The following is a 13,238-nucleotide window of genomic DNA, read 5'->3' on the forward strand; positions in this document are numbered from 1 at the left end:
GACGAATAGACGAATCCCACCCTGCCACCCAAAGTCAGTGCAAATCCCGATTCGCAGATTCGTAGATTCGCTGATTCGCTGATTCGCTGATTCGCTGATTCGTTGATTCGCAGATTCGTTGATTCGTAGATTCGCATTTATTCACGAGGGATAACATGGGAAAGACGCGACGATTGACAATGGCACAGGCGATTGTTCAGTTTTTGAAGGCGCAGTACGTTTCGCGCGATGGGGTTGAACAGCCCTTTTTTGCGGGGATGTCGGGTATTTTTGGGCATGGGAATGTGGCGGGGATTGGTCAGGCACTGCATGAGTATTGCGATGAGTTTCGGTATTATCAGACGCGCAATGAACAGGCGATGGTGCATACGGCTGCGGCTTATGCCAAGATGAAGAATCGGTTGGGTACGCTGGCGTGTACGACGTCGATTGGACCGGGGGCGACGAATATGGTGACGGGCGCGGCAACGGCGACGATTAATCGTTTGCCGGTGTTGCTGCTGCCGGGTGATATTTTTGCGCGGCGAAATGTGGCACCTGTGTTGCAGCAGTTGGAGTCCAATGCGTCACAGGATATTTCTGTGAATGATTGTTTTAAGCCGGTGTCGCGGTACTGGGATCGGTTGAATCGGGCAGATCAAGCGGTTTTGGCATTGCCCGAGGCGATGCGGGTTTTGACTTCGCCTGTTGAGACGGGTGCTGTGACGCTGTGTTGTCCGCAGGATACGCAGACAGAGGCGTTTGATTATCCCGAAGCGTTGTTTGAAAGACGGGTGTGGGTGGTGCCGCGCAACCGGCCAGATCGCGATCTGGTGTCAAAAGCAGCGGCGTGGATCAGGGAGAGTGTGCAACCTGTGGTGATTGCGGGCGGGGGAGTGTTGTACAGCGAGGCGACAGATGCGCTGGCGGCATTTGTCGAGCAGACGGGCATTCCGGTGGGTGAGACACAGGCGGGCAAGGGGTCGCTTAATTACGACCACGCCAATAATTTGGGTGCGGTGGGTGTGACGGGTACACCGGGGGCGAATATTGTCGTGCGGGAAGCGGATCTGGTGATCGCAATTGGCACGCGGTTGAGCGATTTTACGACGGCTTCAAAGACGGCGTTTCAAAATCCAAATGTGAAATTTATCGCGATTAATGTGGCGGAATTTGACGCTGCTAAGCACGGGGCATTGCCGCTGGTGGGCGATGCGCGGGTGGTGTTGGAAGAATTGACAGAAGCGGTGCAGGGGTATCGCGTGTCGGGGGATTTGACACAGCGGGTTGTCGCATTTCGGGAGGCGTGGGAGGCTGAGGTGGATCGCATTTACAATTTGGGTCATCGGCCCGTTTTGAGCCAGGGTGAAGTGATTGGCGCAGTGAATGAAGGTTCGGCGCCTGAGGATGTCATGATTTGTGCGGCGGGCAGTATGCCGGGCGATCTCCACAAGTTGTGGCGAACGCGCAATCCCAAGGGATACCACCTCGAGTATGGATATTCGTGCATGGGATACGAGATTGCCGGGGGGTTGGGTATTAAGATGGCCGATCCCTCTCGGGAGGTGTATGTGATGGTTGGGGATGGGTCGTATTTGATGATGGCGCAGGAGATTGCGACGGCGGTGCAGGAGGGGATTAAGCTGAATATTGTGTTGCTGGATAATCACGGTTTTGCGAGTATCGGGGGGTTGTCGGATGCTGTGGGCGCGCATGAGTTTGGGACAGAGTACAGGATGCGCGATGAGCGGACCGGGCAATTGGATGGCGAAAATGTGCCGACCGATTTGGCGACAAATGCCGAGAGTTTGGGAGCTTATGTGTTGCGCCCCGAAGGCAAAGAAGGGCTGATGAAGGCGATTGCAGAGGCGCGGACTATAGATCGCACGACGGTGATTGCGGTGGAGGTAGATCGCGAGGTGCGCGTGCCGGGCTACGAGAGCTGGTGGGATGTGCCGGTTGCCGAGGTTTCAACAGTGGAAGAGGTGCAGAAGGCGAGAGAGGAGTTTGAGGTGATGGTGAAGAAGGAACGGTATTTCTTGTAAACGAATAGACGAATGGCGATACACACAGATTTTGGGAGGATGGGCGGGGTTCGTTGATTCGTTGATTCGTTGATTCGTTGATGAACTGGCCTGAGAGGCGGCCAGTTGTACACCATTCCGCGGAGGTGCATTATGAATATTCCCCCATCTGAACATTTTACGCCTGTTTCGCTGGTAGAAAATTACAATGTGGATCGCGTGCAATTGGATGGGTTTGGTGGCGAAGATTTGGGTGCGATGTATGGTAGGCAATCTGTTCTGGGTCTGCCATTTGATCTGGGTGCGCCAGGCGAACCGAATGGTATATTGCTCGACCGCGATGCTGTGCGCGTTGATATGGACGGTGTGAAGGCGAGCTATGTGGTGTTTTTGCACGGGGTCGAGAATCGCGTGAGTAATTATCAGGAGGGGCTGGCCGATTTTGCTATGGATGGCAATGAACTCGGCGATCACGTGTCGGATTACGTGCTGGAATATGCAGATGGCGAGTCCGAAGAGACGCGCATTTTGCGCCGGTTTGCGATTCAACAGTCCCGTATTGGGTGGGGGGCAAGTGCGTTTGCAGCGATGCCTGCGGCGAAACCCGGTGTTGTGATGGGGGCTACGGATGAACACGGTCTGGGACGGCGCTCTGCATCGGCTTATGGTCGCGCAGAGACGCGGCACAGTTCGGGTCGAGATGGCGGGCGCATAAAACTGTGGGTTTATGCGCTGCCCAATCCCAATCCGGAGAAACCCATTGAGCATCTGACACTGGTCCCCAGGAACGAGCGGTCGCTGGTTCTGGGGATCACTCATACACAGGTCGCCGATCATCCGCTGCGACCGGGTGTACGCCAAAAATTGAAGTTGGCATTGCCCGAGGGCGCGCAGTTGAACGGGAATGGTGAGCTTGAGGATATCGATATTGATCTGGGCGTGGTGATGTCTGCGCGGGCGGTGTTGGATTACGATGCGGAACGCTGGTTGAGCACGGAGGTGGATGTGCAGCCCGAGCGGTCTTCTTCTGAGGTGGTTGTCGAGTATATCGCACACCCGCAGGGGAAGCTTTATGTGGAGGGGGATGGGGAGGCGCAGGCTTACGATCTGGCAGATGCGAGGGAGATTGTCGAAGTGCAGCCCGCGCTTCGTCCGGTCGCAATTCGGGTGGTGGAGAAAGGGACAGAGACGCCGGTTGCTGTACGGTTGCACATGCACGGCGAGGCCGGGGAGTATTTGCCACCGAAGGGGTATCATCGCAAGGTTAATCCACACTGGTTTGAAGACAATTACGGCGAGCACGTCAATGGGTTGAATCAGTATTGTTATATTCCGGGGGAATGCGTGGCAGACTTGCCTCTGGGCGATGTGTATGTCGATATCCAGAAGGGATATGAGATTGCGCCAATCCGCGAGAAGTTCGCGGTTGGTCCCGATACTGATGTTGTTACGTTTGAGATTGATCGCGTGCTCAAGTGGCGAGAAAAGGGGTGGGTGACTGCCGATACGCATGTGCATTTTTTGAGTCCGCAAACAGCGCTTCTGGAAGGTGAGGGCGAGGGTGTGAATGTGGTGAATTTGCTGGCGAGCCAGTGGGGGGAAATGTTCAGCAATGTGTCGGATTTTGATGGGAAGACGACTTTTGGCGCGCGAGATTTTGGTGGGGATGGCGAGTTTCTCGTGCGCGTTGGGACTGAGAATCGCATGCAGGTTCTGGGACATATTTCGCTGCTGGGCTATTCGGGGCTTATGATTCATCCGCTGTGTTCGGGGGGACCGTCGGAATCCGCGCTGGGAGATGCGCAGGAAGTCACGATGGCGGAGTGGGCGCAGCAGTGTATTGATCAGGGTGGTCTGGTGGTGATGCCGCACGGCCCAAATCCACAGTGCGAACGCGCCGCAGATATTGTGCTGGGTCTGATCCACGCGATGGAGATGATGACGTTTAATCCGCACAATGCGCAGATCAATCCCTATGGGATTGCCGATTGGTATCGCTATTTGAATTTGGGGTACCACATTCCGGTTGTGGGCGGTTCGGATAAGATGGCGGCTGCGTCGCAACTCGGCGGGGTGCGTACTTATACGCATTTGGGAGATCGCGAGTTTAGCTATGAAAACTGGATGGCGGAGACAAAGGCGGGTCATACGTTTGTGACGGTGGGACCGCTTGCAGAGATTCAGGTGGAAGGAATGGCTCCCGGTTCACGGGTGGCGTTGCCTTCCTCTGGCGGGACGGTCAATGTGACGTGGGAGGTGGCGTCGGTGCGTTTGCCGATTGATCAGGTCGAGATCGTTGTGGGCGGGCTGACGTATGAGCAGGTGAATGTGGATAAGGGGCTTTCGGCGTCGGGGAGTGCAGAGGTACGGGTGGAGGATTCGACGTGGATTGCACTGCGTGTGCGCGGGAGTTATAAGGGACAACACGGCGAGATTGCCGCACACACGAGTGCTGTACAGGTGGTTGTGGAGGGGAGACCAATTTTTTCACAGGCGGATGCTACGACGGTTTTAGAACAGATCGAAGGGGCAATTGCCTATCTGGATACGCTCGCTCCGCGATCCGAGGCGAGGCGTCTGAAACAGATGCGCGCCACGCTGGAGGCCGCACACAATCGCTTGCACCAGCAGATGCACAAGCACGGTATTTATCACGATCATACGCCCCTGCACGATCACGGGCATGGACATGAGCATTAGAAAGGTTTTTTTTATGAGTGAGAAATTTTCGTTTCGCCCTGTACGCAAGCCCAATGTAATCTGGGTTTTTGGCGATCAGCACCGCGCACACGCATTGAGCTATCGGGGCGATCCCAATGTGTTTACGCCGAATATCGACAATCTCGCGCGAGAGGGCATGCGTTTTGACTGTGCGGTTTCCGGTGCGCCGTGGTGCTCGCCTTTTCGCGGCGCGCTAATGACGGGTACTTATCCGCATCAGAATGGGGTGACGCAGACGCCATCTCCGCTGGATCCGGCGATTCCGACTATTGCTATGCCGTTTAATGATGCGGGGTATCACACGGCTTATGTGGGCAAGTGGCATTTGGACGGGTCCAATGCGCGGGAGAACTGTGTTCCTCCCGAGCGCAGGGGGAATTTTCAGTACTGGATGGGGTATGAGAACAATAACAATCAGAACGAGTGCTATGTTTATGGCTCGGAGGGCGAAACGCCCCGGCGTTTGGACGGATATGAAACCGATAGCTTGACGACCTTGTTTTTAGATCATCTCGCGGATCATGTGGGTGGTGAAGAAGACTATCAGCCGTTTTTTGCCGTGCTTTCAGTGCAGCCGCCGCACAATCCCTTTGTGCCGCCTACAAATCCGGAGCGCGGTGCGCCCCGGATTCATCCGTCGGATATTCAGCTTCGACGCAATGTACCGGTTGTCCCCCGGATCCGCGAGCGGGCAACCCTGGATCACGCGGGTTATTACGCGATGGTGGAGAATCTGGATTACAATGTGGGGCGGATTCGCATGGCGCTCAAAGATATGGGTGTTGATCGGGAGACTTATGTGATTTTCTTTTCCGATCACGGCGATATGCTGTGGAGCCACGCGCAGACGGGCAAATCATCGCCGTGGGAAGAGTCGATCCGCATTCCGTTTATTATCGGCAAGGTGGGGGGAGGTGCTAATATGAATACGGGATCTACCGATGCGGTGATCAATCACGTCGATATTGCACCTACGACGCTGGGGCTTTGCGGTATTCCCGTTCCCGAGGGCATGGTCGGACACGATTATTCTGGTCACTGTATTTCCAGCAATGCCGCCGAGTTCAAGGGAAAACCGGATAGAGGTTCAGAACCCGATTCGGCGTATTTGCAGCAGATTCCCCGAAAGATGCATTCGCACACTGTGAACAAGGCGTGGCGGGCTGTGGTGATGCGAGATGGGTGGAAATACGCGTGTACGCCAAGTAATGATTGGTTGCTTTTCAACACGGCGGATGATCCGTATGAGCAGGCGAATTACGTTTATAACAGGGCGTTTCAGAAGGAGAAGGAGAGATGCCACGAGCGTCTCGCACAGTGGATTGAAGATACGGGCGATGATTTTGAGTTGCCAGATATTCGGCTCGAGTAGAGCGCGTACATTGGGTTTTGAAACCAGTTTTTTCTTGCGGCGTATAATGAGACCGCATAGATTGATAGGCTGTTGTTTTGGGAGAGGTTTACTGTGATGTATTGACAATGGTGATGCCGATGCCCACGAGTGCGAGGCTGAGGAGAATGGCGGGTGAGATGGGGTCGCCGAGGAGAAGGTTGCTGACGACGACGCCGACAATTGGGGTGATGAATCCAAATACAGAGAGGCGGCTGGCCGAATAGCGTTTTAGCAGGCTGGTGAGGAGGATAAAGCAGAATCCCGCGACGACGAGACCCTGATAGAGAACGGCACTCAGGACGCGGATATCGAGTTGAATGGTCTGTGTTTCAAATAGTGCGCTGAGTAAAAAAAAGATGGGTACGCTGGGGGCGGATTGCCAGATCAAGACTTTTCCGGGGTGTATGTTCTGGACGAGGCGCTTGAGATAAACCTGGCGAGCACCGAGCAGAGCGGCACTTGCGAGCACGAGGGTGTCCCCTAAAAGATGTTGAAGTTCGCCGAGTGATAAGCTTTCGGCAAAGATGAGTATTACGCCGAGAAAAGACAATACCATGCCGATCATTTTGCGCGTGCTGATTTTGTCACCCGGTATAAAGATGTGCGCAAACGAGGCGGTGAAGAAGGGATAGGCAGAGATAAAGATGGTCGAGCGGCTGGCGAGGGTGTAATCGGTTCCCGCATTGAGCAGGTAGATCTGCGCGAGAAAAATAAAAATGAGGCCGACAATGCCTAGTCTCTCGTTGGATTTGAGTTTCAGGTCGATCTTCAGGGGGCGCGTCCAAATATAGACGACGAGTCCGCCGAGCAAGAAACGCATGCCGGCCAGGCAAAGCGGTGGAATACCAGAAAGCCCGAGTTTGATGGATACGGAATTGCCACCCCAGAGGATTGCCGTCAAGAGGTTGAGCAGGGCGGCGCGGGTGTTGAGGCGTTCATTTTCTACGTTCACGATCCGTCTCCGGAACGCAGATAGGCGCGAATGAATACCAGAAGCAGGGGGAGACCGAGCCAGAGAGGCTGCACAATTGCCGCGAATGTGCCGATTACGCCTATCAGTCCCGAGATGATGAGTCCGCGGCAGACTGTGATGCGCGTGGCAGAAGAGGACAGGATAGCGATTGTGCGACCGGGTAGTCCTCCGGGTTGCTCAAGGGCGTAATATCCGATGAGGGCGACTGCCCAGGATAACAGGCCGAGGTGCATGCTGGATGCCGATGATAAAAGGTTCAGGTCTATGCCGAGGTCGCGCAGGTGCGCGTGCAGGCATACGAGGAATGCACCGTCGCGCAGAGGCCGAAGCAAGCCCACTTCGTCGAGTTGGGCACTGCGCCTACGCTCTGCAAATGCGATGAGCCGAAAAAATGCGTAGAGTACGACAATGGCGATGGGATACTTAAAGACCACATAGGGAATTACGTAGGACAAGTGGTCGTAAGCGAGTATCGCTGTACTTCCCGCGATTAGAAAGGCTATGAGTGGTACGGCGTTTTGTTTTAAAGTTTTCATAGGTGAGAAGTGATTATATTGTGTTGTGTTGCTGTTGTCAAGGATGGAGGTTGCGTTTTGAAACGGTGGATGCTGTGTTTTGTATGGGGTATGATATTTTTTCAGGCCCCGGTTGTGGATGCGCGGGATTTTTTGAAAGAGATTGAGGCGCATTATAGCGAGGGCAAAATTGACGATGCCCTCGAGGTGGCGCGCGCTTTTGCCGAGGCACATGCCGATAGTGTGGGAGCGCACGGTTTTTTGGGTACGCTTTACGCAGAGGCCGGGCAATTGGACGCTGCGGTGGCCGCTTTTCAAAAGGTAGTGGAGATAAAACCGGGTTCTGTTCGCGGATATCGCGATCTGGCGCTGGTGTTTGCTCGGCAGGGCAAAATTTCTCAGGCTCTTTCTGCACTGGATCGAGGTATTGGGCAAAGCGATGAACCCGCTTTGCTTCTGGCAGAACGCGCATCTCTCAATAGCGATCTGGGCAAGCCCAGAGAAGCTATCGCCGATTTTGAAGCGGCACTCAAACGCCGTTCCGATTTTATCGAGGCGTATCAATCTCTGGCGCTGACCCATATTGCGGTTGGCGATACACTCAGTGCTATCGCCGTTATGGACCGCGGCCTTGCTGCCAATCCGGACAATGTGATGTTGATGGTCAATCGGGGCGGGGTTTTTCACGCGCTGGGGATGACGCAGCAGGCATTTTCGGCATATCGACAGGCTGTTGAGGCTGCGCCAGAAGATCCGTCGGTGTATCGCGCACTCGGTTTTATGAGTGCAGAAGTGGATTCTTTGGATATTGCACAGACAGCCTGGGAAAAGGTACGCGATCTCGCTCCGGATGATCTCGAGGTGCGCGATGCACTTGCCCAGTTGTACGCAGCCAGGGGTAATTTTGACGCCAGTATTGGCGAGATGCTGGGCATTTTGGAACGCGCACCCGATGGCAATTTGGTGCGATTTCGACTGGCAGAAGTCTATGTGGCTAAGGGCAATATTGCACAGGGCAAGACTGAACTGTTGACCTGTATCTCGCGCGCGCCCAGGTGGATTGCGCCCTATAAGCGGTTGGCATTGCTGTATTTGGGCGAAGAGAAGGTCGATTCTGCAGGTGTGATTTACGAGAAGGCATTGGCGATTGATCCCAAAGATGCCGAGATTCACAACAATCTGGGGTTTATTTATTCGGCTCGGGGAGATTTTGACAAGGCGCGAAGAGCGTATGAAACGGCAATGGCCGAAAGCAAGGATGCCAGTACGTTGCGCGATGCACAGGGGAATCTGGATATTATTAAGTCGATTCAGGCGGGTAAGATGCGGGTGCGGCATATTCTGGTGAAGACGGAAATTGAGGCTCAGGAAATTTTGAACAAGCTCAAAGCCGGAGAAGATTTTGCCGCTTTGGCGAGGAGTTATTCTATTGATCCTTCAAAAGAAAATGGCGGAAGTACGGGATTTTTCTCTAAGGGCGATTTGCATCCGGATTTTGAAGCCGCAGTGATGAAGCTCAAACCCAATGAAGTCAGTGGGGTTGTCAAAACCCCTCTGGGCTATCACGTGATTATGCGGGTTAATTGACGGTGTTCTATAAGACACTATTGACGAACGGCGGCGCATTTTGGTCGCCGTTTCTTTTGGGATAGATAGCAAATGAAAACTGCGCGCAGGGTGATGTTGTGGGGCATTGGGTTAACGCTGCTGGCGGTGTTGATTTACGAGGTTGGGATTATCGCCGCCTGGACGCAAGTGCGGCAGATGGGGTGGGGCTATGTACCTGTTTTGCTCATTGCATTGGGCTGGCATGTGAGCAATACGTGGGCATGGGCGATGTGTTTTAATGGCGAGCGTCCGCATTTTTGGTCACTTTTTTGCACAAAGTTATCGGGAGAAGCTATTGGCAATGTCACACCGGCTTCCCATGTGGGTGGTGAGGTGGCCAAAGCGTATATGTTGCGCGACCGGGTTTCTGTGACGCAGGGTGTACCCTCTCTGGTGATCAATAAGACGGTTGAACTGGTGAGTGGCCTGGTCTTCGCGCTGGTTGGCACGGGGTTGGCCGTGGGCATGTTTCCGCTTTCAGTAGAGGTGCAGATTGGATTGGGGGTTGCCCTGGTGTTGGGTACGGTTGGAATTGTGGCGGCTTATGTGTCTCAGCGCCAACGGGCTTCTGTATGGTTGCTGGATGTTTTAAAGAAGTTGCGTCTCTCTTTTTTGGAGTCGAGGCGCGAAAAGTTTGAAGAAGTTGATCGGACGATTGCGGCATTTTACCGGCAGAACCGCCTGGGGTTCTGGCTGTGTATGGCACTGCACATGCTGAGTTGGGTTTTGGGAATTTTTGAAGTGTATGCGATTCTCAGCCTGTTGGGACAGCCACAATCTTTTTTGACCGCTTTTTTGCTCACGTCTTTGTCGTTGATTATAAACACGGCGTTTTTCTTTATTCCATCTGGTGTCGGTGTTTTTGAGAGCGGGCATGTGTTTCTTTTTCAATTGTTGGGGTTGACGCCAGAATTGGGATTGGGCGTTGCATTGATCCGGCGTATCCGAAAAATTTTCTGGGTGTTTTTTGGATTTGTTTTGATGGCGGTGCGGCGATGAATATGTGGAGGGGAACTTCTCGCGGATGAAAACGTTAGTATAGCTAACCCGGACTTTTGTCCGGTTTTTTTGTATATTTAACGGTGGCACGGATTTCGCTTATATAGAGAGATATTTTGTGCCTGTTTGCATGGTCTTTTTTTAACTATTTGTTTAATATAGATATAGATTTTTATGTTTCTGAAGTTTTTCGCCGGAGTCCAGGGGGTTGTGTTGTTCAATTGCAACAGGTGTGGTTTTTTTTCACACATGTTCAGGCTGTGTGTGTCCTTTTTTGGGATTTTTCTCTGTGTGCATTCTCTTCGCGCCGAAACGTATGATTTGTCCGCGAGTATTGCACAGGCGATGCGTGTGCATCCCGGCGTGCGTGCAGCAGCGGTTGATGTCGATATTGCGCGGGCGCAATTAGATCAAGCAAATGCCATCCGCTTTTTGCCGCAGTTTGAACTGCGGTCTGTTATTGGTCCTTCGCCCGAGGCGCGCGGTGACGCGCTCACTGGCAATACCATGCTGAGTCATTTGAGTATTTTTACGCGTACAGAGGCCACGGTTGTGCAACCTCTGTTTACATTCGGTTATTTATCCGGAGCCAAAGCAGCGGCTATGGCAGGGATGACGGCTCAGCAGGCGGGGCTGCGAAAAGCGCGGGGCGATCTGGAGCTTCAGGTTGCCGAGGTGTATTTTGGGTTGCAACTGACGCAGGATTTGTGGGCACTGGCATTGGAGGCACAAAGTGATTTTCAAACGGCGCGCGATTTTGTGTCGGAGAAGCTGGAGGCAGAGGAAGGCGATTTTACGTATGCCGATCTGGGCCGCATTGATCGGTTTGCCTTTGATGTGCGCGAAAAAGTACACGAGGCGGCGAAAACAAAAGCGCTTGCCGAGTCTGCCCTGCGCCTGCTTTTGGGATTGAGTGAAGGGGATTCGCTGGCTCTTGCGGGTCCTTTAACACCGGTTGATGTGGAGATTGAGCCGCTTGAGTTTTATCTCAACCGCGCGGGAGCGCGCGAGGATATGCAGCAGTTACAGGCTGTCGTACAGGTGCGTGAATCTCTAATGCAGGTGGCAAAAGGCGAGCAGTATCCCCAGATATTTATTGCGGGTCAATTTAAGTATGGTTACGCACCAAACCGCGACGATCAGACAAGTCCTTTTGCCAGAGATGATTTCAATATTTTGCAGGCAGGGGCGGTGATAGGTGTTCGGCAGTCGCTGTCATTTGGGCTTACGTCGGCGAAGGCGCGGAAAGCGAGTTTGGAATATCAGAAGTTGTTGTATCAAAAACAACTGGCCGAGAAAGGCGTGGCAATTGAAATTGAGAAGATTTACCGCGAGTTGATCGAGGCACAGAAAAATATGGCGGCTGCCAGCACGGCGCGGCGGGCGACCCGCCGGTGGTTTATATCGGTTCGCGATGGGTTTAATGCCGGGCTTGAAGATGCATCGGATATGATCGATGCTGCAAAAGAGTACGGTGTTATTCGCGCCAAATATTACGAAGCAGTGTTCAATTTTAACCGGTCCTGGGCGCGATTACAACGGGCTGTTGGACGCAGTCTTTTGTAAATTGCTTGGGATATTGAGAAAGGTTGTAGAAGTTATGGTGAATAAAGCTGTAATTATTGCCGCCGGTATGGGCAGTCGGTTGAGAGGTTATGGGGCGGATTTGCCCAAGCCTCTCGTGCCCCTGGCCGGCGTGCCATTGCTCAAGCGCACGATTTTGTCGGCTATGCGCGCGGGCATTTCAGAGTTTGTGGTTGTGGTGGGGTATCGGTGCCAGGAGATTATGCACGCGCTTGCCGGTGATCCACAGCTTTCGGATGTGGCGATTGATTGGGTTCAAAATAAGGAATGGGCGCGCGGCAATGGGGTGTCGGTATTGAGTGCTAGGGAATATGTCGATGAGCCGTTTATTCTTTTGATGTCCGACCATCTGTTTGATCCCGAGATACTGGTCAAATTGCGTCGTATGCCGGTTGGTCGGGATGAAGCTGTGCTATGTGTCGATACAGGTCTCGATGGTATTTTTGATATGGAAGATGCCACGAAGGTGATGACGCAGAATCATCGCGTGGTCAAAATTGGAAAAGAGTTGGCCGATTTCAATGCGGTAGATACGGGGATTTTTCTGTGCAGTCCTTTTTTGTTTGGCGCGCTCGAGCAGTCTATTGCAGAGGGCGAGGGGTCATTGTCGGGAGGGATTCGCGTTTTGGCTGAGAGAGGCAGTATGCGCACTGCGGATATCGATGGCGCGTTTTGGCTCGATGTGGATACGCCCGAGGCGCATGTCCACGCCGAGCAGGAGCTGTTTCGCAGGCTCGGCAAGCCGACCGATGGTTTTGTTTCGCGCTATTTCAATCGCAAAATTTCTACGCGCATTTCTCGCCTGCTCGTGCATACACCTGTTACGCCAAACCAGTTGTCGATTGCGACGATGTTGTTGAGTTTTCTGTCGGCATGGCTGGTTTTTAAGGGGAGTACGAGTTATTTGCATCTGGCTCTGGGTGGGCTGTTGTTTCAGTTTGCGTCTATTGTAGATGGGTGCGATGGCGAGATTGCGAAATTAAAATTTATGGGTTCTCGCCTGGGTGAGTGGGTCGATACGCTGGCGGATAATATGTCCTATCTCGTGTTTTTTATGGCGGTTCTCGCCGGGATGTATGCATATACGGGTGAGGCATTTTATCCCCTGCTGGGCGGTGTGATGGTTTTTCTGGATGTGTTGGGGGTCTTGATGATTTTTCTGTATATGAAATTGGTGGGGTCTGGCAGTATTGTGAGTTTTAATATGGCGTTTTCGAGCGATGTGCCCGAGAGTGAACGCGGGTGGTTTCACCGTTTTTGTATGTCGCTCAAATTTGTGAGTCGCCGCGATTTCTTTGCCGCCTTTTTTTGCACACTGGCTGTCGCCAATAGTATTGCGGGTATGTACTGGTTTCTCGTGATTGGTTCGGCGCTGTTGACGGCGGGTATTTTTGGCTTTGGCGGACAGATGTTGCGCGCGCGTGGTGCTTTGAATGTGGATG

The 13,238-nt window shown here is 53.2% G+C and carries 9 protein-coding genes; 7 read left to right on the forward strand and 2 right to left on the reverse strand.

What is annotated here, in order from left to right; translation table 11 throughout:
* Positions 1-155: 155 nt before the first annotated feature.
* The 3 genes from iolD to F4Y39_03575 all read left to right on the forward strand — a co-directional run bounded on the left by iolD (position 156) and on the right by F4Y39_03575 (position 6,096).
* Positions 156-2,024: a 3D-(3,5/4)-trihydroxycyclohexane-1,2-dione acylhydrolase (decyclizing) gene (gene iolD, locus F4Y39_03565; GenBank protein MYC12781.1), complete on the forward strand. Its 1,869-nt coding sequence runs from the start codon at positions 156-158 to the stop codon at positions 2,022-2,024.
* Positions 2,025-2,879: 855 nt separating this feature from the next.
* Positions 2,880-4,703 (forward strand): hypothetical protein, encoded by a 1,824-nt coding sequence (locus tag F4Y39_03570; GenBank protein MYC12782.1) that lies wholly within the window; start codon positions 2,880-2,882, stop codon positions 4,701-4,703.
* Entirely contained in the window at positions 4,687-6,096 is a 1,410-nt protein-coding gene (locus tag F4Y39_03575; GenBank protein ID MYC12783.1) for a sulfatase, read from the forward strand. Before F4Y39_03570 ends, F4Y39_03575 begins: the two co-directional genes overlap by 17 nt.
* A gap of 88 nt (positions 6,097-6,184) precedes the next feature.
* Here F4Y39_03575 and F4Y39_03580 read toward each other — a convergent pair whose 3' ends face one another.
* Entirely contained in the window at positions 6,185-7,069 is an 885-nt protein-coding gene (locus tag F4Y39_03580; protein MYC12784.1) for a DMT family transporter, read from the reverse strand.
* Positions 7,066-7,626 carry a hypothetical protein gene (locus tag F4Y39_03585; protein MYC12785.1) on the reverse strand — a complete coding sequence of 187 codons (561 nt, stop codon included), beginning with the start codon at positions 7,624-7,626 and terminating at the stop codon, positions 7,066-7,068. Before F4Y39_03585 ends, F4Y39_03580 begins: the two co-directional genes overlap by 4 nt.
* 57 nt (positions 7,627-7,683) lie before the next feature.
* Here F4Y39_03585 and F4Y39_03590 point away from each other — a divergent pair, with 57 nt between their 5' ends.
* The 4 genes from F4Y39_03590 to F4Y39_03605 form a co-directional block, all read left to right on the forward strand.
* On the forward strand, positions 7,684-9,192 hold the full coding sequence (locus tag F4Y39_03590; GenBank protein ID MYC12786.1) for a tetratricopeptide repeat protein: 1,509 nt from the start codon (positions 7,684-7,686) through the stop codon (positions 9,190-9,192).
* Positions 9,193-9,264: 72 nt separating this feature from the next.
* Positions 9,265-10,212 (forward strand): flippase-like domain-containing protein, encoded by a 948-nt coding sequence (locus tag F4Y39_03595; GenBank protein MYC12787.1) that lies wholly within the window; start codon positions 9,265-9,267, stop codon positions 10,210-10,212.
* A gap of 174 nt (positions 10,213-10,386) precedes the next feature.
* Positions 10,387-11,778 (forward strand): TolC family protein, encoded by a 1,392-nt coding sequence (locus F4Y39_03600; protein MYC12788.1) that lies wholly within the window; start codon positions 10,387-10,389, stop codon positions 11,776-11,778.
* A partial coding sequence (locus tag F4Y39_03605) for an NTP transferase domain-containing protein (GenBank protein MYC12789.1) occupies positions 11,669-13,238 on the forward strand: 1,570 nt, incomplete at its 3' end. The genes F4Y39_03600 and F4Y39_03605, both read left to right, overlap by 110 nt.

This window comes from Gemmatimonadota bacterium (assembly GCA_009838845.1).
Taxonomy (GTDB): Bacteria; Latescibacterota; UBA2968; order UBA2968; family UBA2968; genus VXRD01.